17 protein-coding genes are annotated in these 23,458 nt (G+C 60.6%); 12 read left to right on the top strand and 5 right to left on the bottom strand.

Translation table 11 applies throughout. The annotated features are described in order from the left end of the window. The first annotated feature begins 100 nt into the window (after positions 1 to 100). Positions 101 to 2,125 carry a c-type cytochrome gene (locus AU074_RS16700; RefSeq protein ID WP_076015646.1) on the top strand — a complete coding sequence of 675 codons (2,025 nt, stop codon included), beginning with the start codon at positions 101 to 103 and terminating at the stop codon, positions 2,123 to 2,125. 149 nt (positions 2,126 to 2,274) lie between these two features. Here AU074_RS16700 and AU074_RS16695 read toward each other — a convergent pair whose 3' ends face one another. Then, positions 2,275 to 4,293, bottom strand: a complete 2,019-nt coding sequence (locus tag AU074_RS16695) for a TonB-dependent receptor (RefSeq protein WP_076015645.1) — start codon at positions 4,291 to 4,293, stop codon at positions 2,275 to 2,277. Between the two features lie 377 nt (positions 4,294 to 4,670). Here AU074_RS16695 and AU074_RS16690 point away from each other — a divergent pair, with 377 nt between their 5' ends. Continuing rightward, positions 4,671 to 4,907 carry a VF530 family DNA-binding protein gene (locus AU074_RS16690; protein ID WP_003216406.1) on the top strand — a complete coding sequence of 79 codons (237 nt, stop codon included), beginning with the start codon at positions 4,671 to 4,673 and terminating at the stop codon, positions 4,905 to 4,907. Position 4,908: 1 nt separating this feature from the next. Beyond that, positions 4,909 to 5,550 (top strand): Pr6Pr family membrane protein, encoded by a 642-nt coding sequence (locus AU074_RS16685; RefSeq protein WP_076015644.1) that lies wholly within the window; start codon positions 4,909 to 4,911, stop codon positions 5,548 to 5,550. Positions 5,551 to 5,621: 71 nt separating this feature from the next. Here the strand turns inward: AU074_RS16685 and AU074_RS16680 are convergent, their stop codons facing one another. Together AU074_RS16680 and AU074_RS16675 are read right to left on the bottom strand one after the other, a co-directional pair. Beyond that, positions 5,622 to 6,371 (bottom strand): siderophore-interacting protein, encoded by a 750-nt coding sequence (locus tag AU074_RS16680; protein ID WP_076015643.1) that lies wholly within the window; start codon positions 6,369 to 6,371, stop codon positions 5,622 to 5,624. Beyond that, complete coding sequence (locus AU074_RS16675) at positions 6,368 to 6,916, bottom strand: PadR family transcriptional regulator (protein ID WP_076015642.1); 549 nt, start codon at positions 6,914 to 6,916, stop codon at positions 6,368 to 6,370. Before AU074_RS16675 ends, AU074_RS16680 begins: the two co-directional genes overlap by 4 nt. A 557-nt stretch (positions 6,917 to 7,473) precedes the next feature. Here AU074_RS16675 and AU074_RS16670 point away from each other — a divergent pair. From AU074_RS16670 to AU074_RS16630, 9 genes are read left to right on the top strand one after another with little or no spacing between them, the layout of a single operon-like run. Further along, entirely contained in the window at positions 7,474 to 7,983 is a 510-nt protein-coding gene (locus AU074_RS16670) for a fimbrial protein (protein ID WP_076015641.1), read from the top strand. 53 nt (positions 7,984 to 8,036) lie between these two features. Further along, positions 8,037 to 8,597 carry a fimbrial protein gene (locus AU074_RS16665; protein ID WP_076015640.1) on the top strand — a complete coding sequence of 187 codons (561 nt, stop codon included), beginning with the start codon at positions 8,037 to 8,039 and terminating at the stop codon, positions 8,595 to 8,597. 16 nt (positions 8,598 to 8,613) lie between these two features. Continuing rightward, positions 8,614 to 11,226, top strand: coding sequence for an outer membrane usher protein (locus AU074_RS16660; RefSeq protein WP_159442636.1), 2,613 nt, complete (start codon positions 8,614 to 8,616; stop codon positions 11,224 to 11,226). After that, the gene (locus AU074_RS16655) at positions 11,223 to 11,984 is read left to right on the top strand and encodes a fimbria/pilus periplasmic chaperone (RefSeq protein ID WP_076015639.1); all 762 of its coding nucleotides are present in this window, start codon (positions 11,223 to 11,225) and stop codon (positions 11,982 to 11,984) included. Before AU074_RS16660 ends, AU074_RS16655 begins: the two co-directional genes overlap by 4 nt. A 21-nt stretch (positions 11,985 to 12,005) precedes the next feature. Then, the gene (locus AU074_RS16650; RefSeq protein ID WP_076015638.1) at positions 12,006 to 12,587 is read left to right on the top strand and encodes a fimbrial protein; all 582 of its coding nucleotides are present in this window, start codon (positions 12,006 to 12,008) and stop codon (positions 12,585 to 12,587) included. A 10-nt stretch (positions 12,588 to 12,597) separates the two neighbouring features. Next, positions 12,598 to 13,095: a fimbrial protein gene (locus AU074_RS16645; RefSeq protein WP_076015637.1), complete on the top strand. Its 498-nt coding sequence runs from the start codon at positions 12,598 to 12,600 to the stop codon at positions 13,093 to 13,095. A 26-nt stretch (positions 13,096 to 13,121) separates the two neighbouring features. Beyond that, positions 13,122 to 13,601, top strand: a complete 480-nt coding sequence (locus tag AU074_RS16640; RefSeq protein ID WP_076015636.1) for a fimbrial protein — start codon at positions 13,122 to 13,124, stop codon at positions 13,599 to 13,601. 11 nt (positions 13,602 to 13,612) lie between these two features. Continuing rightward, positions 13,613 to 14,146 (top strand): fimbrial protein, encoded by a 534-nt coding sequence (locus AU074_RS16635; protein WP_076015635.1) that lies wholly within the window; start codon positions 13,613 to 13,615, stop codon positions 14,144 to 14,146. A gap of 36 nt (positions 14,147 to 14,182) precedes the next feature. Then, positions 14,183 to 15,154, top strand: a complete 972-nt coding sequence (locus AU074_RS16630; protein ID WP_076015634.1) for a fimbrial protein — start codon at positions 14,183 to 14,185, stop codon at positions 15,152 to 15,154. 24 nt (positions 15,155 to 15,178) lie between these two features. On the opposite strand, the gene AU074_RS16625 is transcribed toward AU074_RS16630, so the two are convergent. Then, positions 15,179 to 20,227, bottom strand: a complete 5,049-nt coding sequence (locus AU074_RS16625; protein ID WP_076015633.1) for an NEL-type E3 ubiquitin ligase domain-containing protein — start codon at positions 20,225 to 20,227, stop codon at positions 15,179 to 15,181. Positions 20,228 to 20,362: 135 nt separating this feature from the next. Then, positions 20,363 to 23,455 carry a transglycosylase domain-containing protein gene (locus tag AU074_RS16620; protein ID WP_076015632.1) on the bottom strand — a complete coding sequence of 1,031 codons (3,093 nt, stop codon included), beginning with the start codon at positions 23,453 to 23,455 and terminating at the stop codon, positions 20,363 to 20,365. Positions 23,456 to 23,458 lie beyond the last annotated feature (3 nt).

Below are 23,458 nucleotides of genomic sequence, written 5' to 3'. Positions count from 1 at the left end.
CTGACCATGCCCCGGTTATCTGCCTGATGACCCAATAAAAACGATTGCAGACCTGCGCCGAGGGGACCGCCCCAGGCCGGGTTATTAAAGGAATAGTGCGATGATTTTTCCCCTGTCACGTCTGGGCCTTGTGGGGGTGGTGCTGTGTCTGTCCCTTCCCCTGCACGCCAACGAAGCCGACCCCACGCTGATCGAACAGGGCAAATACGTTGCCCAACTGGGTGACTGCATCGCCTGCCACACCGCCAAGCAAGGCGCGCAAATGGCCGGCGGGCTTGAGTTGAGCACGCCAATGGGCACGATCTATTCGAGCAACATCACGCCGGACCGCGACACCGGCATCGGCCAGTACACCTTTGAGCAGTTCGACCGGGTGATGCGAGAAGGTGTGACGCCCGCGGGGCAGAACCTGTACCCGGCGATGCCGTACCCGTCCTACGCGAAGATGAGCGAGGTCGACATGCGCGCCTTGTTCGCTTACCTGATACAGGGCGTGGAAGCGGTGAAAAAACCCAATCTGGAAGCGGAGATGGGCTTCCCGTTCAACCAGCGTTGGGGCCTGGCGTTGTGGAACTTTGCGTTCCTCGACAAGCAGCCGTTTGCGCCTGACCCGGCAAAGGATGAAGTGCTTAACCGCGGCGCCTACCTGGTCCAGGGCCTGGGCCACTGCGGTTCCTGTCACACCCCGCGCGGCATTGCCTTCCAGGAAAAAGCCATGAGCGATGCGGGCCGCAGCGGTCGGCATTACCTGGCTGGGGAGACTGTCGAGCACTGGCGCGCCTTGAGCTTGCGCAACCTGTGGACGGTGGACGACACCGTGCAATTGCTCAAGACCGGGCAGAACCGCTTTGCCACGGTCTCGGGCAACATGGCCGATGTGATTCATCACAGTACCCAGCATTTCACTGACGCTGACTTGACGGCCATCGCGACCTATTTGAAATCCCTGCCGCCGGGCAAGGATGACCTGCCGATGCCGGCCGTAGCCCACGAACCTGTTGCACCGCCCAAGGACCTGTTCACCAGCCGGGGTGGCCTGGGCTACATGCAGTTTTGCAGTGACTGCCACCGCAGCGACGGCGGCGGGGTGAAAGGGCTGTTTCCGCAGTTGGCCGGCAACCCGGGCGTGGCATCCAGCAACCCGACTTCACTGCTGCACATCACCCTCACGGGGTGGGAGACCGCTGAAACGGCGACTCATCCACGGGTCTACACCATGCCCGGGTTTGCCCGGTTGGCGGATCAGGAAATCGCTGAAATCCTCAGCTTTGTGCGCAGCAGCTGGGGCAACGAAGGTACGCCCATCAGCGCTGCCCAAGTGAAGAAAATGCGCGGTCAGCTCAACCCGGTCACCACCGATTCGTCAGCGTTCGAAACCCCGCGCCTGGCTGAGCTGCTGGCGGCGCCGAATGCCGATCAAGTGGTGCATGGCATGCGCCTGCACCTGCAGACCAAGGCGCTGCTGCCGAACAACGTGGGCAATGCGTTGAACTGCACCAGTTGCCATCTCAACGCAGGCACCGTGGCGGACGGTTCGCCGTTTGTGGGTGTCTCGGCGTTCTTCCCGAGCTATGCGCCGCGGGCCGGCAAGGTGGTGAGCCTGGAGGAGCGGATCAACGGCTGCTTCCGTCGCTCGATGAATGGCAAGCCACTGCCGCCGGAATCGGCGGATATGCAGGCGATGGTGGCGTACTTCGACTGGATGAAAAACAACACCCAGCCCGAAGATAAAGTCGCCGGGCGTGGCGTGGGCAAGGTCGATCCTGCGATCAAGCCGGACATGGAGAATGGCAAGCAGGTCTATGCCAAGCAGTGCGCGGTGTGCCATGGCGACAATGGCCAAGGGTTGGCGCGAGCGGATGGCGAGTTGGTGTACCCGCCATTGTGGGGCGAGCAATCGTTCAATATCGGGGCGGGGATGGCGCGGCTGTACACGGCGGCGGCGTTCGTGAAACGCAACATGCCGATTGGCTTCCACGAGAAATTCCCGTTGGGCCAGGGTGGTTTGTCGGATCAGGAGGCGGTGGATGTGGCGGCGTACTTCTCCCAACAACCTCGTCCGGATTTCCCGGACAAGGTGAAGGATTGGCCGAAGGGGGGTAAACCCGTGGATGCGCGGTACTAGTTAAGCGTTAACACCGGGACTGTAGCAAAGGTGCTTATTGTGGCGAGGGAGCTTGCTCCCGCTGGGCTGCGCAGCGGCCCMAAAATAGTGGGAGCGCTACGCACTCCAGCGGGAGCAAGCTCCCTCGCCACAGAGGTTTCAATCAGCTTTTAAAAGGTGGTACGCAGACCGACCTGCACACTTCGCCCCGGCGCCGGGGCGATGTCCCGCAGAATCGAGCTGGCATAGCGCACGGTCTGGTTTGTCAGGTTCTCACCGTTAACAAACGCCAGCCACTGGCTGCCACCTACATTGAAGCGGTAGCCGGCACTGGCGCCCAAGGTGGTGTAGCCGTCGGTCCCGCTTTCGTTATCCGGCACACGCCCCTGGCCCGCCGCGTGCTCGACATCGATCCGCGCCTGCCAGCGGTCCAGTTCCCACAACAAACCGCTGTTCAAACGCAACGGCGCAATCCGTGGCAAGGCTTCACCCGTGTCCAGGTTGGTCGCGCGGGTGTAGTCGCCGGACAGTTCCAACGCGAACTTGCCGTAGGCACCTTCCCCCAGCTTGATGTGATCCTGGGCTTCAAAGCCCGCGAAACGCGCGCGTACGCCTGAGTATTTGTACTCAGGAATGCCGCCGGCATCTTCCTCGCCTTCGTCATTCAAGGTGCGACCGCTGCCCAGCAGGCCGATGTAGTTGGAGAAGTGGCTGTAGAACACGCCGAAGCTGCCCTTGTGAGTGCCGTTGTCAAAGCGCAGCGCCAGGTCGCTGGACACCGCTTTTTCTTTCGACAGGTTGGCGTCGCCCAGTTCATAGGTGCCGGTGGCAACGTGGGCGCCGTTGGCATACAGCTCGTAGAACGTCGGTGCGCGTTCGGTGTAGCCCAAGGTGGCGGCCAGCGACCAGATCGGGGTGAGGGTGTACACCGCGCCGGACGACAGGCTGCCGGCGGTGAAGTCGGCAGACTTGTTGGCATTGGCAAAGCGCGCGTTGCCTTTGCCGTCCGGGTCGACGTTGGTGTGTTCCAGACGCCCGCCGAGGCTCAGCTTGAGGCGTTCGGTGGCCTGCATTTCTTCGAGGATAAACAGCGCGCCGGCATTGGTGTCGGTTTGCGGAACGAAGGCTTCTTCACCCAGCGCCGAGAATTCGTTGCGGCTGACCTGTGCGCCCACCACGCCGTTGAATGGCCCGATCGGCAGGTGTCGCGCTTCAACACGCGCTTCATAGCCCTTGTTCTTGAAGGTGGTGCCGGTTTCGCCGCCTTCGATCTCCATGTGCTTGTAGTCGGTATAACCGGCGTCGAGTTTGACCGAGGTGAACGGGCCTTGCAGGTTGCGGATCTCGGACGCAAAGGCGTAGTGATCCTGCTTCATGCGGATGCGCACGTCCTGCTCGGCCGGGGAGCCGTAGTTGCTGTCGTAGTTGCTGTAGGACAGCCCGGCGTAGCCGTCGTCCCACGTGTAGGAACCGCCGACTGCACCACCGTCCTGGCGCCCGTCGCTGTTGCCGAGGCGACCGTTCTTGCCTTCACCGTCTTCGCTTTGCGGTGCATGACGGCTGCGGGCAAAGCCGGGGATTTTCAGGTCGTTGAATTCCCGCGCGCTGGCGTCCAGGTGCAAGGCGAAAGTGCCGTTGCCGGATTCCAGTTTGCCGGCGCTGCTGCGGGTGGTGTCGGCGCCGCCGTAGCGCAATTCACCGGCCCCGTGAATGCCTTCGATGGCTTCGGTGGGGATGCGGTTGTCGAAGGTGTTCACCACGCCGCCGATGGCGCTGCCGCCGTAAAGCAGGGCGGCCGGGCCGCGCACGATTTCGACGCGGTCGATGTTGACCGGGTCCAGCGGCACCGCGTGGTCATAGGACAGCGACGAGGCATCCAGCGCGCCGACTCCGTTGCGCAGAACGCGAATACGGTCACCATCCTGGCCACGAATGATCGGCCGGCTGGCCCCCGGGCCGAAGTACGACGACGACACGCCGGGCTGCTTGTTCAGGGTTTCACCCAGGCTGCCTTTTTGTTGCAGGGTCAGGTCATCGCCTTCGAGCACGGTGGTGGGCGAGGCGAGGGTTTCGCTGCCCAACGGGTTGCCGGTGATGACTTGGGGTTGCAGCTCCAGGGCGTTGGCCTGGGAGGTGATCAACAGGGCGGCGGCCAGCGGGGAGAGGCGCCAGAGAGAAGAGAGGGACATCGGTCGTTCCTTGGCAAACGGCAAAAAAAGAGAAGGCTGAAAACGGTAAGGGATTCGATACCCTTTGATAGTTATCGTTACAATATAACATCACTTTTTTCTCTGCCAAGGGGAACTTTCCCAAACCCCGCTCGATCACTCCCACGCTGATCGTTCCCACGCTCCGCGTGGAAATGCATCCCGTGACGCTCTGCGTCACCGTTGCGCAGGGCTAAAATTTGCGTCGACCGCGGGACGCAGAGCGTCCAATTCGGCATTCCCACGCAGAGCGTGGGAACGATCGAACAGTGGCCTATAGTGAAGGCAGCGCTTCCACCCGCACGGCCCGTCCGCTAAGGTGCGCGGCTTCGTTTTCTTCTTTTCGCAAAAGGCCCGGCATGACCGCGACAAACAAAGACCCACTGCACGGCGTCACCCTGGAACAGGTCCTCACCGCGCTGGTGGCGCATTACCAATGGGAAGGCCTGGCCGAGCGCATCAATATCCGCTGTTTTTCCAGTGACCCGAGCATCAAGTCGAGCCTGTCGTTCCTGCGCAAGACGCCGTGGGCGCGGGAGAAGGTCGAGGGCTTGTACGTGAAGTTGATGCGCACCAAGCGACCGGTCGAGGACTGAGGTGAAACGTCACCTTATCGGCCTGGCAGCCCTCGGCGGCTGGGCTGGCCTGGCGCTGCAGCAGTACATCATTTTCTACTACCGCTGGGTCGATGGCGCGAGCCTGTTGCCGGGCCTGGTGAATTTCTTCAGCTTCTTCACCGTGCTCACCAACACCCTGGTGGCGGTGGTGTTGACCCATGCGTGGGTGCAACGGCCATCTTGCGCGAGTCGATTTTTCCTCAGGCCCGTGGTCAGCAGCGGGATCGCCGTGAGCATTGTCGTGGTCAGCCTCGCCTATAGCCTGTTGCTGCGGCACATGTGGCAACCTGCGGGGGTGCAGTTTGTGGCGGACGAACTGCTGCACGACGTGATGCCGTTGGTGTTTGTCGCGTATTGGTGGTGGTGCGTACCCAAGGGCAGCCTGCGGCTCAAGCACATCGGGCTGTGGGTGATTTACCCGTTGGTGTACTTCGCTTATGTGTTGTTGCGCGGGTATGTGTGGGGGTTGTATCAGTACCCGTTCATCGACGTGGACACCCTGGGTTATCCACAGGTGTTCATCAATGCCGGGGGGATTCTGGCGGGGTTTGTGCTGGTTGCTTTGGTGGTGGTGGGGCTGGATAAAATCAGTAGGAGCAAGCTTGCTCGCGAAGGACGTTAACGATAACGCAGCGTGTCTGGTTTAACGCGGCGCTCTCAGGTTCTTCGCAAGCAAGCTCGCTCCTGCACGGATCACTGTTGCCAGTAACCGACGGCCTTGAGGAACGCCTCATTGACGTTGTGCGTGTCCAGCAGCACCCGCCGCACCTGGCGCGACAGTTTGCTCTCGGTAGCGACGAAGCTGTACAGCGAACCGCCCGGCAGCGTCAGGTTCTGCACCGTCTCGAGCAGGTCATCCTGGCCGCGCACCACCCAGATCACTTCTACCTCGGCAGCGCTGTATAGCGGTTGCCGCTCTGCCGCATTGTCGATCTCGATCACCGCCAATACCTTGCGCCCCGCCGGCAATTCATCCAGGCGCCGGGCGATGGCCGGGATCGCGGTTTCATCGCCGATCAACAGGTAGCTGTCGAAGATATCCGGCACGATCATCGAGCCACGCGGCCCGCCGATGTGCAGGTGCTGGCCGACCTTGGCCTGCTCGGCCCAGGTGGAGGCAGGGCCATCGCCGTGCAGCACGAAGTCGATGTCCAGCTCGCCAATGGCCAGGTCGTACCGGCGTGGGGTGTAGTCGCGCATGGCGGGTTGCGGGCCATCGCCGCGCAGGTTGAAGTCGGGGCTGTCCAGTGCCGCTTGTTCGGCGGCGTTCTGCGGGAACAGCAGCTTGATGTGGTCGTCACTGCCCAGGCTGATAAAGCCCGCCAGTTCCGGCCCGCCCAGGGTGATGCGGCGCATGCGCGGGGTGATGTCGACCACGCGCAGAACTTCGAGGCGGCGGCGTTTGATTTCGTGGGTCACGCGGTGAATGGCTTGGGTATTCATTGAGCTTTCCCGTCGGCAATGGCTTGGGCGGTGCTGTTGAGCAGCGCCGCAACACGAACGATTTCTTCCGGGCTCCAGCGCCCGTGGTGCGAATGCAAGGCATGGCGCAGGTTATGTACCGCCTCGTGGATTTCTGGCGGACGGTCCTGGCCGCGCAGCGAACGTTTGCTCACATCCATGCGCAGGCGAATGCCTTCGAGGGCAACTGCTTGTTCGCTTAAGAAGAGACGACCGGCGTCGGTGATTGTGTAGCGTTTTTTTCCGTCTTCGGCATCGCCGGCAATCAATTCGCTTTCTTCGAGAAAGGTCAGCGTGGGGTAGATCACGCCGGGGCTTGGGGTGTAGGCGCCGTCGAACAGGGCTTCGATCCGGCGGATCAGGTCATAGCCGTGGCACGGCTGTTCGGCGATCAGCGCCGGCAGCAGCAGTTTCAGGTCGCCGGGGGCGAAGACCCGTGGGCCTCGGCCACCGCGGTCGCGGCCAGGGCGTTTTTCGAAGCCGTCGCGGTCGTCACCGTGGTCTCGGTGGGGATGATGGTCTCTCATTGGGATGCTCTCGTCTGGTTTAGATACAACGTAAGATATATCTTATGTTGAGGGCAAGCCCGGCAGACGAGCGGTCGACGCTGCGCAGCGGCCTCCAAGCCGCGAGTGTTTTGTTCGCCTGCGTGCGCAAGCCAATCCAGTGGACTCATTTTTAAATTAGTTAGTGGGTTTGGCCCAGTAGTTACTATTGTTTTTTAGAGTTCGTAATCCTATTCTTACGGACTTATCCCTTCTTAAACTATTTCCATTCTCAGCATGTAGTCCGATTCTTACGGACACATTTAAAGTTTTGGCAAAGTGCCATAATCTTCCTATGTGTCTTGGTGTAACCAGGCTACTCAATTCAGCGAATCGGATGGCTTTCTTATTCAAATTCGCAACGGATAATTGCCCGGCGTTGAACGAGTTCCTGAATTGCAATGCAAGTAGTTGGAAAAAATCAAACATTCCAACGTGATCAGGGAATCGTTCGGGCACTTAATAAGTCCTGCGCACAGCTGCGACAGGACTCCGTTGTGATATTGACTATACGTGAGCGTCTGCAAATGAAATCTAAAATGAAAACTGCACTGTTAACTGTCGGCCTGTTGGCAGGTTCGATGTCTGTTGCCCAAGCAGCGGACGGAACGGTCACGTTTTTGGGGTCGGTACATTCGGGTGCTTGCTCTATCAAGCCTGACTCCGTAGATCAGACCGTTCGCCTTGGCGCGATCGCCAAGCATCAACTGCAATCGGGTGGCAAGTCTGAAGCCCGACGTGTGCTGATTGAACTTGAAGGCTGCGATCTGTCCGGCCTCACCGATAACACGGTGACCACTACCTTCACCGGCGCGCCGTCGACCGTTGTTCCGGGTGGGATCGGCACAGTGGGCGGCGCGGGCGGCGTGGGCATCATGATGACCCATGGCGGTCGACCTATTGTGTTGGGTACTCCAACCACCCCGCAGGCTATTGCCTCCGGTAATAACACGCTGGAGTTCGGCGCCTTTGTTCAAGGCCAGGCGACAGGCGACATCGTTCCTGGTGATTTCAGCGCAGTCACCAATTTCACTTTGGCTTATCAGTAAGTTTTTCCCCCGCCACTCTCAAGGTGGCGGGGGGAAGCTGGCGGGAGGTCCAGGTGAAAACATTCATAAGTCTCGCTATTACCTCTTCATTGACGATGTTCATCAGCCCTTGGGTTTTCGCGCAGTCCTCAGCGCAAGGCGATGGAGTCGTCACGCTGGGAGGAGAAGTTGTTGACTCAGCCTGCGGGCTGGAAGCAGCCAGTGCCGATCAAACCATTGAGATGGACCCCGAACCCATAGGCCGGCTCTTGCGGGACGGGGCGGGACAAATACGGCCCTTCCAGTTGCGGCTGGTCAATTGCTCGCTGAGTCGCCCCGACCCGTCACGCCCGGGTGAAAGCCTGCCTGATTGGCAGCACCTGCGAGTGACGTTTGACGGCTCTCCCGATAGAGCAGGACGCTCCTTTGCAGCCTTTGGTGGTTCTCAGGGAGTTGCCTTCGATATTCAGGATATTGATGGCCGGGCGTGTTCACCGGGTGCGCCAGTAGCGCTGTACCCGGTAGTTGAGGGTGACATGATCCTTAACTATACGCTTCGCCTGGTCGGTAACGGCGTGCCGCTCTTGGCTGGAGCTCACCGTGCCGCAGTGCGGTTCAAGTTGGAATACTTTTGAAGATTGAGTTGCGTGTATGTTGAATACGTCGAAAGTCATGAATACGCTGCGCCCCAGCCTCTTTGGCGGGTTGATATCACTGGCGGGAACTGCACTGGGTGCCGGGGATATTGAGTTTAATACCGACGTTCTTGATCTAAATGATCGCACTAATATTGACTTGTCCCAGTTTGCACGCAGTGGCTTTATTCTGCCCGGCAACTACTCGATGCTCGTGCAGATAAATACACAGCCCATCTCTGAGCAATCAGTGGCGTTCTACCCTCCGGATAATGACCCCAAGGGAAGTCAGGCCTGTTTATCGCGGGAGTTGGTGGAACAGTTGGGCCTGAAAGCGTCCGAAACAGCCAAACTCAGGTGGTGGAAAGACGGGCAGTGCCTGGATATCGAAGGCTTGCCTGGCATGGAGGTCAGTGCGGACCTGGCCTCTGCCACGGTGAACATCAGTCTTCCCCAGGCTTATCTGGAGTACAGCGCCATCAACTGGGACCCGCCTTCGCGTTGGGACGAGGGGGTGCCGGGGCTGCTGATTGATTACAACATGACAGCGCAATCGAGCTACCGACGGCATGACGGTATGCGCAATGACGTCAGTGGTAACGGAACCGTCGGAGCGAATGCCGGGGCCTGGCGGCTGCGGGCTGATTGGCAGGGCCGTGTCGAGAAAGACCGCGAGTCGGCGGCAAACCGGCAAAAACTGGAGTGGAGTCGTTACTACGCTTACCGTGCGCTTCCTGCGCTTAAAGCGCGCTTGGTGGTGGGCGAGGACTACCTCTATTCGGACCTGTTTGACAGCTTTCGCTTTACCGGTGCCGCGCTGAAGTCGGATGAAAGCCAGCTGCCACCCAACTTGCGGGGTTACGCACCGGAAGTGGTCGGGGTTGCCAAAACCAATGCAAAGGTCGTCATCAGCCAGCAAGGGCGTGTGCTGTATGAAACGCTGGTCGCAGCAGGACCGTTTCGCATCCAGGATCTTAATGACGCAGTGTCCGGCACGCTGGATGTGCGGGTGGAAGAGCAGGACGGTTCGGTACAAAAATTCCAGCTTGATACGGCAGGCGTTCCCTACCTGACGCGCCCCGGGCAGGTTCGCTACAAGCTGTCGGCTGGGCAGCCGTCGAATCTTCAGTATCACGAAGACGGCGCGTTTTTCGGCACCGGCGAGTTCTCCCGGGGTATCAGCAACGGTTGGTCGCTGTTGGGCGGCGGTATTTTGGATAACAACTACCGTGCATGGTCGGTCGGGGTGGGGCGTGATCTGCTGGCGTTCGGGGCGCTTTCTCTGGATGTGACAGAGTCCCGCGCACACCTGTGGAACGAGACACTCACGGGCAAATCCTACCGCCTTCAATACTCCAAGAACTTTGAAGAGTACGACAGCCAGGTGACGTTCGCCGGTTATCGTTTTTCCGAAAAGAACTTCTTGAGCATGAGCCAATACCTGGATGCCCTGCATTACGGTTTGAATGGTGAACTCGGCGGACGCGGCGTGTACGACCAGAACGGTGAGTTCATTGAACACTGGCAACCGATTGGCGGCAACAAGGCACTTTTTACGGTAACGGTTAATAAACAGTTTCGTGATCTGGGCGCCACTGTCTATGCCAGTTACAACAAACAAACCTACTGGAATCGACCGGACACTCAGCGCTGGAACGTGTCTGCATCGCGTTACTTCAATATCGGCACCGTTAGAAACATGAACCTGTCGGTGAATTTATATCGCACCCAAGATTACCAATATAAGGATAACGGTATGTCGCTGACGGTCAGCCTGCCGTTGGGGCCGACCGGCACATTGTCGATGGATGCGAATCGAGCCGCCGGCGAGAACAGTTTTGCAACGCGCTACGCTGATCGCATCGATGCGCGTAACAGCTACCAACTGAGTGCCAGCGACAACTCCGCCAGTGGTTATCTGAGCCACATCGGTGATCTGGCAGACATCGATCTCAGCGCCAGTCAGCAGCAAGGTAATAACCGAACCCTGGGGGCGTCCGTTCGCGGCGGTGGCACGCTTACGCCGTACGGTGGGGCCCTGCATCGCACCAATAGTACGGGCGGCACCCGTCTGATGATCGACACCGGCGGTGTGCCCGATGTGCCTGTGCGCGGTTACGGCACTCCTACCCGCAGCAACGCCTTCGGCAAGGCGGTGATCTCCGACATCAGCAGCTACCAGCGGACGGCGGCCAGTGTTGACCTGGAGAGCTTGCCGAGCGATGTCGAAGCCACCCAATCCGTCACGCAACTGACTCTCACCGAAGGGGCTATCGGTTATCGAACCCTGGAAGTGATTTCCGGCAAGAAAGCCATGGCTGTGCTTCGCCTGCCGGATGGCAGCTCACCGCCCTTCGGCGCGACGGTAAAAAACCTGAAGCTGCAGGACACCGGGGTCGTGAACGATGGCGGGGACGTCTACCTCAGCGGTATCCAGGCTGGCGAGCAGATGACCGTCAGTTGGGGTGGTTCCGAGCGTTGCACCCTCACGCTACCCGTCATTTTGCCAATTGACGGGTTGAGCGATGCCCTGCAACTGCGCTGCCAGTTGGTAGCCACTGATCAATCCGTGCCCGAGCCAGCAGCGCTGACCGGCAAGCAAACCGATAGGGAGAACACGTCCTCATGAAGCTGAACATACGCCTCACTCAACAGGCTTTTGCACTGCTGGTACTGGGTTTGAGCCTGAATGCCAACGCCGCTGTTGGCCTGGACCGGACCCGAGTGATTTTTGATGGCGGCAAAGACGCCACCAGCGTGAACATTACCAACAACAATACCCAGCTGCCGTATTTGGCCCAGGGTTGGATCGAGGATGAAGCCGGCAAAAAAATCACCACGCCCTTGATCGTACTGCCGCCTGTTCAACGGCTGGAGCCAGGAAAACAAAGCCAGGTAAAAGTACAGGCATTACCCGCGGCCAAGTTGCTGCCGCAGGATCGGGAGACGGTCTACTACTTCAACTTGCGGGAAATTCCGCCGCGCAGCGACAAGGCCAACACCCTGCAAATTGCGCTGCAAACCCGGATCAAACTGTTCTACCGGCCGCAAGCGATTACGCCCACCCAGCAAGACTTGTCCAACCCGTGGCAGGAAAAGCTGACCCTTACCCGCGAAGGCGACCGTTATCGGGTGAATAACCCGACGCCTTACTACGTGACCCTGGTGGACGCGCGTAGCAGCAAGGACGGCAAGACCATACCGGGCTTCGAGCCCCTGATGGTCCCGCCCAAAGGCGTGCAGACCCTTGGCCCGACGGCCAGGGAGCTGGGCACGACACCTTACCTGGCCTACGTGAATGACTACGGCGGACGCCCGCTGCTGGCGTTCAGTTGCAGCGGCGAGACCTGCAAAGTGAATGCGCAAGCATCAGCGCCCAATCAGTAGTGCCTTCTGCCGGAGAACATCATGAAGTTGCACAAAGTGAAGGTCTTGGGCTGCCTGTTACCGGCCTTGATGGGGCAGGCGCACGCCGCGGATGACGAGGATCTGGAGGGCATGGTCGGGATGCTCAATATTCGCGGGTCCATGCACGAAATGCCTTGCAGCCTGGAAATGAACTCCCTGCATCAAACGATTGATTTGGGCGCCGTATCGGCCGGCCAGTTGCAACGGCCCGGCGACCAGGCGACATCCAAGCCATTTCAACTGCAATTCAAGGATTGCCAGCGCACCGCCGGCAGTATCGCGAATGCGCGCACGGGAAATCTCACATGGAGCGCACATCAACCTGTGCTGTCAGTCACGTTTGTTGCGCCCGCCGATGCCGATGATCCACGGCTGGTCAAGGTGCAAGGCATCACCGGGATGGGCCTGCGCTTGACCGATGCCGTGGGGCGGGATGTACAGCTGGGCTCACGGGGCGAACCTTTGTTCTTGCCCTTGGGCGCCAGCACTCAAACCTGGAATGTCCAGCCCACGCGCACCTCCGCACCCTTGACCAGCGGGGCATTTCGGGCCGTGGTGGATTTCAGGCTCAACTATGAGTAAGGGCAGAGCAATGAGCAGGTTAACCGGCCCGTGGGCCATTTTTATCGGTGCGGGCCTGCTATGGGCTGTCAGCCTGGATGTGCAGGCCGATACCAACCTGACCATCCGCGCGGTCATCATCGCGCCGCCGCCGTGCGTGATTAACAGTGGGAGCACGCTGAATGTGCCGTTTGGCAACGACCTGCTCACGTCACGAATTGATGGCGTCAATTATCGTCGGGAGGTGCCTTATACCGTCAGGTGTGACCCGCCTGTTTTCAGCAACGCGATGACCCTGGAACTCAAGGGTGCGGGGGCGGCGTTCGATAGCAAAGTGCTCTCCACGCCCAAGACGGATCTCGGGATAAAGCTGTTCGCCAATGGGGCTGACTGGCCCCTGAATACGCCCCTGAGGTTTACCCATCCAACCTTTCCGGCCGTGCAGGCGGTGCCGGTGAAACGCGCGGGCAGCACGCTGACCGGAGGGGCCTTTGCGACTGCCGCCACCCTGGTGATCGAGTACCAATGACGAGCCCAAATAGAGAGGAACGATCAATGACACGTTGGCCGCAGCGAGCGTTGCTCGCCTTGTGTTCCATTGGCCTTTGCAGCGGTGCGTCGGCCAACCTGACGTTCAACGGAACGCTGAACGAGCCGCCGCCCTGCACGATTGATTCGGGCAGCACGATTGAAGTCGATTTCGGGGATGTCGGCACCAAGCGCGTCGATGGCGTGAAATACCGCAAGGGCGTCGGCTACACGATCCGCTGTGGCGCTTCCACGTTGCCGTGGCTGCTGAAGTTGAGCATCAAGGGCACAGAAACGACATTTGATAATTCGGCGGTGCAGACCACTGCGCCTGATCTGGGTATTCGGCTGTATCAAAACAACCTGCCGTTTCGACTCAACACGCCACTGGACATAAGCCTGGCATCGCCGCCGACGTTGGAAGTGGTACCCGTCAAACGGCCGGGTTCAATCCTGGCCCCCACCAGGTTCACGGCGGTGGCCACGCTGTTGGCTGAATACCAGTAGGAGTCGAGTCTATGCGACATGCAGTTATTGATAACGGGCTGGCCCTGTTGCTGACCTTCGGCCTGGCTGCCGCGGCGCACGCGGCGGACAACCTGAGGTTCAAGGGCAACCTGGTTGAACAGGCCTGCACCATCCGCCCGGGCGATGAAGCCATCACCCTGGAACTGTGGGACCTGACCAGCAAGCACCTCTACATCAACACACGCTCGGTGGGCAAACGCTTCACGCTGCACCTGGATGACTGCAATACCACCATCAGCGAGTCAGTCACCGTCCTGTTCGGCGGCGCAGAGAACCGTGCGCTGCCCGGTTTGTTCGCGCTGGATGGCGGAAGTGGTGCCTCAGGTATCGGGCTCGGCCTGGAGACGCTGAGCGATAAGCCTGTACCCGTGAATAAGGTCGGTGACGAACAGAGCCTGACCCCTGGCAACAATGTCATCGAGCTCAAGGCCTACGTGCGGGGAGAGCCGGATGCCCTGCGGGACAAGACCATCGGGCACGGTACTTACAGGGTGACCTCGACTTTTACGCTGGATTATCCATAGCGCCAAACCGTTATTCATAGGAAGAAAGAGAACAACATGAAACGAGCATATGGAGCCATAGTGCTTCTCCTCCTGGTTGGCGTGACTACAACCGCCAAGGCGGCGGATTGCCGTGTAAATGGCGGCGCGTGGCAAAGGGTGAACGTTGGCGGGACTTTAAACCTGCAAGTCCCGGTGAATGTCCGACTCGAGGTGAATCAGCCTCGTATCCTTTTGTCAGGGGTGAGGATCGAATGCCGATTTGAACCCGACGGCAATACCCCGGATGGACGGCAGGATTATTGGGCAACCGGAGCAAGGATCGGCACGGCCTGGACGCCGGGCCCGAAGTTCGTTAGCCAAACCACCGGCCTGCGCATAAACGGAACGTACCGAGATACGCCTGTTCCGAATGGTATTCGAATTGCGACCATGCCTAACAACACGGCCGCCATACCGATCGATGCCATTCCTTATATATTGATACGCAACAACCCGACGAACCCTATCGATATTCGAACAGGTGACACCCTCGGCGTACTACGTCTCGACCAAACCAACAACTATAATGGCGGCTCCACGAGCCTCATGCTCACTTACACCGCCAACAATAACTTCACCATCTCTCCGTCATCGTGCACGATCAACAATAACAACCCGATCGAGATCAACTTCGGCAACGTGCACCAGAGAGCGATAGGTACCGATCCGCTGACCACAACCGTTCGGACAGACCGCACTCTCACCTACAGGTGCCCGGACCCGGGAATTACGACGCCAATCACGATCACTTACAAAGGTGCTCCTTCCTCGTTCAACGCCAACTTGCTGACGATGAGCAATCCGAACGTGGGTACGGCCCTTGTCCGCGCCGGCGCTGCCGTTCGAGTCAACGGCTCGTTCCTGACCCGCATTACCAACAGTTCAGGGAGTGACGAAGTGACATTCACGTTGGTCAAGCGAGTGGGGTCCCTGCCTGTCGAGGGGCCGATAAATGGCAGCGGCGTGCTGGTGATGGGTGTGCCATGACACACCCGTTTCAGGGTGTGGATGTCAGCCTTCGATCGGGACGCGGTTGCGCTCTTTGCCATGTCGTTCCAGAGCCTCGCGGGTCAACTCACGCATCCATTGCTTCTCGCGGTAGCCCAGTTCATTGAGCAACAGGTTGTAGGTTTCGTCTGCCATCGGCCGCCCGGTAAATACCCGCTCGGGCGGCACATCCAGGGCATCGGCGAGGCCCTTCAGCGTGAGCCTCAATGCTTCCTTCTGCTCGTCGGGCAAGCCATTGGCCTGGGCTTCCTGCAGTTCATCCAGGCGTGCGCACTGCTCGTCGAAGTGTCGGGCATTAGCCTCCATCGCCTGCGGGTGGCGGTCGTGCAGGTATTGCTCCCAATAGGGTTCCAGCAGCATCTGGTTCACCAGGCCGTCGCCCTCACCCAGTTCGAGCACCGTGGTGAACGCCTGCTCGATCTGGGCCGGATGCACGTCGCCAGTGATGCGGTACAGCATGTGGTCGGCCAGCCACGGCAAATCCAGGCGCGAAGCCAGGGTGGTCTGGTAACTCAGGTAGATTTCCACGTCGTCGACTTCGCCCGGCAAGCCATCCTCTAACTGCGCGCGCAGGCGCAAGCCGAGGCCGCCATCCTTCACCGGCAACAGGCGGTGCGCGATGTCTTGCGCGGCTACCTTATTCAAGTGCCGCAAGCGTGCGCTGCCCTTTGCCAGGGTCACCAGTTTGCCTTCACGTTCGCTGGCCGACAGCGCGTAGCGCTCGGCTTCGTTGGCCAGCACTTCGATGCCCATGTCGTTGAAAATTTGTGCGCTGCCATCGGCACACAACCCAGGGAAGCTCGACATCTTAAACAGCTTGTCACGTAACTCGCTGTCGGCGTGCACGGCCCGCAGCAGGCGCCACACGTGCTGGCTCAGTTGCAACTGGTTGGCCGCATAGGCTTGATCGTCCTCGGCGGTTTGAATGAACTCCGGGGGCTCCAGCGCCTTGATAATCTCGAACAAGCCCTGGGAGCCATGTTCGTGCTCGACCTCATCCCAAAGCTGCTGATGGGCCTGGCGCTGGGGTTCCTCGATCAGCTCCAGCCAGGGGGCGGCCTCACCTTTGGGTTCATACGCGCGGTTGGGGTCCAGCCCGGCAGCCATTCGGTATTGCTCATACAGCTGGCGTTGATCGTTGCGCAGGTTATTGCGGTCCAGACGTGTTCGGGCGATGGTCAGGGCCTCGTCGCTGCCGGGCGCAAACTCCGGCAGGTGGTCGATCTGCGTGTGGCTCAGGTCCAGCACAAACTCGGCGCTGCGCGGATGGGCAAACAACCCACGTGGCCAGATTGTGATCGGCGTGCGGTCCAGGAACACCCGCTCCAAGTGCGGCATTTTTGACAAGTCCGGTACGGCCTGCAAAGGGTTGTGGTGCAGGTTAAGGCTGCGCAGGTGCCGCAGGTTTTTCAGGCGTATCTGATCGCCGGGCAGCAAGCCGATCTGGTTTTGCCCCAGATTCAGGTGGCGCATGAAACGCATGGTGCTGACGGCTTCCGGGAGTTGGGTGAGGTGATTGTTGCTGATGTCCAGGGAGCGCAATGACGGGAATGCTTGCAAGAACTGCCCGTGGTGATCACGCAGTTCGCTGTGCGCCAGGTCCAGGCGCGTCACGTGTTCGAACCCGCTCTGAAGGCGCGGCAATTCGCCGGGCAGCTGCAGCCCGCCGAGGTCCAGACTGGCGCCGTTTTGTACCTGGCCCCAGTCATCGGCGTGTTCGGCAAGCCGATCTTCCCAACAGCGGTAGAGCCTCTGACTGATGATGTGCTTGTGGCTTCTTTCTTCACGGGCTATCAGGCTGTTTTTGGGGTAGGCACTGGGTACCCGCTTCCAGCTTTCCAGTTCTGTTTGCAGGGCATGTCGCTCGGTCACCAGGCGGTTGAGAGTGTCGTTGATCTCGCCGAGGCCGATGTCATTGATGAAGCGCTCACGACGAGCCTCGTCCAGCGTCGGGAACAGGTGTTCCAGCACCTCTCGGGTATGGACATTGGCCATGGCCTGATGCGAGCGGCGCAAACGGCTATAGGCGGGCCCGCCCAGCAAAGCGTTGGTCTGGCGGTCGGCAATACTGCGCAGCGGCGGTTGTGCCAGGGCCAGGCGGCGTTCGGCCAGCGGCTCCAGGGTTTCCATCAGCCAGTGTTTGAGCCCGGCACCCTGGCCTGGTCGGAAGCCGAGCACGCTGTGCTGATCGTCGGAGAGTGCCCGCAACAGGCATTCGTACAGGCTGTCTGGGCCGTGCAGGCGCTGGCTGGCTTGGTCGAACAACTCGTAATCGCCGCTGTTTTTCCTCACCAGCACCCGGCGACGGCTCGCATCGACAGGCCCAGCTTCACACCGCACGCTACCTTCCGGCGTCTGCTCGCGGATTTGCAGGTACACGTCACCGAAGCCATCACTGTGGCGCTTGAGGGTGTTGAGCACCAGCCGTTCGGTGCCTTCGGTCACAGGCCACGGTGAGAAAAAACCGGTGTAGGCGTGAGTGGTGTTCTGGGCGAAGCTCAATTCACGGGCGTGCTGGCGCCGTTCCAGGCCCGACGCGTGGCCCTCGACCAGCGCTCGCGCCAGCGGCAAGTCCAGGGGCGCGATGTGCTCGCGTAACTGGCGTATGCGCGGGTCTGTGGTTTGCTCGCGTATTTGATAAATGTAGCCGGTGACGTCGTGGGTCTGGGTGGCCACATAGTCCGCCAGTTGATCGCGCAGCGCCTGGAGCCGTTGCGCCGATGGCGTTTCGCGTCCCACTAGCGGGTTGATCGATGCCTCATCAAGAAAACCCAGTACACGCTCCGGCAACCGGCCGGACATTACGTCGGCCACGCTGATTTGCAAGGTGTCTGCCGGTGGGGCGTCAGGGTTGGCGTACTTGCGCGAATCGCCTGTCAGGTCCGAGCGCACGAACACTTGCAGTGCCTTGTCCTGGGGCCAGCCCGGCAGTTCGGTGATGGTCTGCTCGAACCAGGCCGACGTTGCGTCCAGAGGCAACGGCGCGCCGCTGCGCAGTTTCTGTACGGTCTCAACGGCGGCCCGGTGCGCCTCGTAGCGGTTGAGGGTGGCGTCGAGCAACGGTGGGGTCGGTCGGTTCTGCACGTAGACACCGCGCAACACGTCTTCGTCGGTGCCGCTGATCCGACGGATGCGCTCCAGGTCATGATCGTTGAACGCTTCGGTGCGTGGCCCCAGGCGGCGCATCAGGGTGATGCTGTCCCAGGTGCGGGGCTGTTCGGTCTCATGCACAAAGGCGCCGTCGCCGTTGAAGCGCACCTGGGGTTGATAGGCGTCGGGGCGTTGCGGGTGGAGGATGCGATGGTCGCGGGTGTCGGGGTCTTGTTGTACCTCGAAATGCGCGCCGTCCAGTGCGAGCAACTGCTTACCTTGATGGTTGTGCAAGCCCGTGGCGGCAGGTGGCGAGTCGAGGTTTTTCAGGGCGTAGGGCGCAAGGTCCGGGTGCCACAGGCGGGTGCTGCCATCGGCGCGTTGCACCCGGCGCAGCCCTTCGATGAAGGGGCTGAGGCGTTTGCCCAATTGGCTGGAGGCCCCAAACAGGGCGAACTGAATCACACTGTCAGCCACCCCGACCACCTGCTCGGCAGCCTCGATCCCACGGCCCTGCGCCCAGTCGACGATGCCTTCGAATACCTCGTCGGTGATCTGGTAAAGGCTATAGGCGAGCATCGCCTCACCCAGCAGTGGCACGAACGGGGTGAACACCAGCAAGGCGGCATTGAAGATGTCCGAGAGCATGTTCTCCAGGTTGTCCCACCAGGCCCATCGCGCGTGGCGGTCGGCGGTGGCGGTGGGTACGGCGATGTCGCGTGCGTCGTTGACGATCTTGTTCAGCCGGGTGCGGTATTGGTAATTCCACAGGTCGTTGTCACTCGCCAGAGCAGAGCGATTGACCTGATCGTCGCCGATGGCCTGCACACTGAATTGCAGGTTGGGCTGGCTAATCGGCGTGTCGCGCCAGCTGGGGCGTGGGTCGGTGTGTGCAGTTTGGTGCCAGCGCACATGGCTCAAGCGGGTATCGAGGCCGGTAAAAAACGCACCGCGCTCGGCGTGAGCGATGAACCGGCTGAAGAAGGTCTGGTAGCGCTGTTTGTCTCGTAGCTTTTGGGTGAGGTGGCTGAGGAAGGCGTCGGGCGAAGGGTATTGCTTCAAGGGGTGTTCGGGGTCTTCGGGGATGTACACCACGACCTGTCCGACAGGCCGGTCCCGCTGAGGGACGAACAGCAGCAGGACACCGGTCAATGCCGTATTCATCAGGCTCAGGGAATGGCATTCAAGGGGTAGGCCCTCCAGCAGCGCGGTGCGATCGGCGATCAGGTCCAGCACGGCGCCGTGGGCATCGGTGTCGATATCACGGTTGATCAGGGCCAGGTGGGCTGCCGTCAAAAGAGCCGCTTTCTGACTGGCAGCCACCTGCAGCCGCAGAGCCTGGGTCAACGCAGGGTTATCGAACCCCAACGCCTGCCTGATGCTGGCCTGGTAGCGAGCACCCAGGTCCAGGGTGCGGCAGATCTGCTTGAACTGCTCGGCGGTCAGTACCGCGCCGGTCGTTCCATGGCGCAGTGTCAGCACGTCGCGTTGGCCGAGCGGGTCTTCGGCGGACAGGAAGGCGTGGTCGACGAACGTGTCCGAGGCGGCGAAGTTGGCCAGTGCCGCGTCCAGCAGCGACAAGGTCTTGCTTTGCACGCCTTGCTTGAAATCATGCACCCACCAACCGACGTTGGCGTTCACATACAAGCGCACGAAAGTGGCGTTGACGTTGATGTCGCCGTAAGGCATCAGGGCATTTTTCAGCAGTGGCTCGGCGAAGCTGTACACGTCGGTCAACGGCTGGAATCTTTTCTCCAGTTCGTTGTGCTGTTGCCAGTGTTCGGCAATGGCGGGCTTGAGTGCCAGATGCTGGCTGGCGCTGGCATGAGGGTAAGGGCGAATACCTTGGCCGGCGACGGCCCTCAGGGCGGCAAGTCGGTGTGGCGAGGTGGTTTTCAACCAGTTCGGCAAGGCGTTCCGGATGAATGCGTGGTGCAGGGACTGGTCGGGTAGATCGGCCATGGGGGCAACCTGTAGAGCTCAAAAAGAAGGCTTGAGTCTATGCACCGGCACGGCTGCGGATAAGTTTGAAAAGTGGGTGGAAACGGCGGCGGATCCTTCAGTAATCCGCACGTGAAAAGCGCATGGATAGCCCCTTCAGCGCACGCTGCATAAACTGTTGTTGCCCGGTTGCAGATAGGGCGTAAGAATCGGCGCCATGCCTTTGAGTACCTGCACCGGCAACGCCGAAGTGAACTTGAAACCCTGGGCCGAAGCGCCCGGCACGAAGGCGGTCAACGTGCCGAAATGATGCTCGCCGATGTAGAACACGAAGGTCGCCGTGCGGTTGATCGCCTTGGAGCTGAGAATCCGCCCACCGGCGCCGATGGCTTCGATCCGGTTGTCGCCTGTACCGGTCTTGCCGCCCATGGCCAGCGGCGTGCCGTCAGCCAGTTTGAAACTGCCGGAAACGCGTCGTGCGGTGCCCGCATCCACCACTTGGGACAGTGCGCCCTTGAGTGCTGTCGCGACCTCGGAAGGCATCACGCGTTTGCCGCGATCGGGGTCATTGACCAAGCGGGTTTCGTACGGTGTGTCGGCGGCAAAACGCAGGCTGTCGATGCGCAGGGTGGGTTGGCGCACGCCATCATTGAGGATGATCCCCACCAGCTCTGCCAGCGCTGCCGGGCGATCGCCGGAGCTGCCGATGGCGGTGGCGAGCGACGGCACCAGGTGGTCGAAGGGATAGCCGACTTTTTGCCAGCGCTGGTGGATATCGAGGAACGCTTCGATCTCCAGCATGGTGCGGATACGGCTGTCGCGGGCGCTCTTGTGGCGGCTCTTGAACAGCCAGCTGTAAACCTCCTGGCGCTCGTGTTCACTGGCGGCGGTGGCCTGGGTGAAGGTGGCGTCGGGGTTGTTCAGCAGGTAGCCCATCAGCCACAGATCCAGCGGGTGAACCTTGGCGATATAGCCTTGGTCAGGCAGGTCGTAGGCGCCGGGTCCGTAATTCTGGTAGAGCTTTTCGAGGCGCTCGTCGGTGAGCTTTTCAGTGCTTTTGACGCTGCTCAAGTGCGAGCGGACGAAGCTGTTGAAACTCGCCTGACTGGCGTTGGGCAGCAGGTAGCGGTGTACGGCGGCCAGGCGAATAGCCGTGGGGTGCATGCCGTCGAGGAAGGTATCGAGGCGCGCCTGGGTATCTTTGTTGCGGTACTTTTTCCAGAACTTGAGCAGGAACGTGGTGCCCTCGCGGTCAGCAAACTGGGCCAGGTATTCCTGGCGGCGCGGGTCGTTGTCGTCCTTGAGCAACTCGGCGCTGTTGTTCGGGCCTTGGTAGGTCGTGTAACGCACCAGGTCGCGCATCAGGCGAATGAACGGCAAGTTGATCGACTCGCGCAGGGCTTCGATCAACGTGGGATTGCGACCGTTGTCCTGGCTGCGAAAGTTGTGAAAGTGGTGCATGCCGCCGCCGGTGAAAAAACCTTCGCCGGTGTTGGCCGAGTATTGGCGATTGAGGGCTGCGTCGAGCATGGCAGGCAGATTGCGGTCGCTGTTCTGGGCCAGGTAGTCGAGGGCCCAGCGGGTGATGCGGTCCGTGTCGTCGACCGGGACTTTGCGCAGCTCGGCGGCAGGCGTCGCAGCGTATTTATCATGCAGTTCGCTGACGATTTGCAGGTAGGTGGTCATCACCCGCAGCTTGGCGGTGGAACCCAGTTCCAGCTTGCTGCCTTCGTTGATGTCGAATGGCTGGTCGGTGCTGTCGGTTTGCACGCGCACGCGGGCGCCGTCGGGTGTCATCTCGTAGAGGTTGAAACTGTAGCGAACCTGAGCGGTGCTGGCGGGCGTCAGCAGCGTGGGCCCGAGCAGACCGATCTGCGCGGCAAAGGCGGGGTCGGCGAGCTGCTTGAGGTAAGTGCTGGCCTGGCTTTGCAGGTCGGCTTGCAAGGTGCTCGTGGCAGAGAGATCGAGTCGGTCGAGGTCGTACAGCGGCTGGTTGAGCAGGGCGGCCAAGCGCGTGCGGGCGACGCTGATGCCCTTGTTGGTTTCTATCGGCTGGATCGTCGGTTGTTGCTGCCAGTCACGGTAGGTGACTTTGCTGGCGAGGGCAGCGCTGGCCAGCGCCGGGTCGATCACGTTGTTTTGTGCGAGCAGGCGGATGTGGCTGTCGGTGAGGTCCGCCAGTTCCTTGTGGCCCTTGGACAAATAATGAGAAGGGCGGCGCTGGGCGATCATCAGCGACAGCACCTCGCGCAACGCCAGGCCCTTTTGGGGCAGTTGTTGGGGGGCGGTGCTGATGAGCAGTGCGTTTGTCTGGTTGAAGTCGGCGCCGTACCACACGCGCAAGCCTTCGGCCATGCCGTGCACTTCGCCATGGCCGGGTACCGCCGACAGGGGCACGCTGTTGAGGTAGTCGCGCACGATGTCCTGGCGAGCGGCAAGGGTTTGCGGGCCATCCTGATACGCGCGCACGCTGGCAGAAATCATCTGGCGGATTTTCTCGCCGCCGGACAGGGTCAGGCCGTCGGGCGAGTGGCGGTATTTTTCCAGCTGAGTTGCCAGGGTACTGCCGCCAGCGGTCTGGCCGGGCAGGTGCAAGAGCTTCGCCACCTGGGACCAGGCGGCCTTGGCAAAACGCGGCCAATCTACGGCCGGGTTGAGTTGGGGGTTTTTCGGGTCCAGCAGGTCGCGGTCTTCGATAAACAGCAGGCTGCTGACCACCACCGGCGGGATCGCCGCAAAGCTTGGGTAGAACTGTTGTGGATACGTGAACTGATACAGCGGTGCGGCGCGGCAATCGGTGATGGTCAGGCCGGCCTGGATTTTTTCCGGGTAGGGCACGAACAGGTCGCGCTGGGCGTAGGCCATCAGGTCGGGGGAAAAGCGCGCTTGTGCCTGGATCAGGTAGTCACGCTTGATCAGGCGGGGCAGGAACTCACCGAGGGCGCTGTAGCCCAGGCGCTTGTCGAAGGGCCCGGCGCCTGGGTAAACCCGCGCATCGCTGGGGCCCGAGTGCATTTGGTAGGTGAGGGTCGAGGCGATGTCCGTGAACGTTTTGGCCTGCAACCTTGAAGTGCGCATTTCCCGCAGGGCCGCAAAGCTCAAAGCGATCAGCGCAATCAACAGCACCAGCCAGAACAGCCGCCACCACAGTCGTCTGCGGCGGTGAGGGCTTTGTGGCAATGGCTGTTCATCCGGGCTATCGGTGGAGACCGCAGCCTTGGTCGAAGCGTTTTGCCATAAAGCGCCCATAGT

It is taken from the genome of Pseudomonas sp. ATCC PTA-122608, assembly GCF_001952855.1.
Classification (GTDB): Bacteria; Pseudomonadota; Gammaproteobacteria; order Pseudomonadales; family Pseudomonadaceae; genus Aquipseudomonas.
This window is presented reverse-complemented; position numbering and strand designations above follow the sequence as displayed.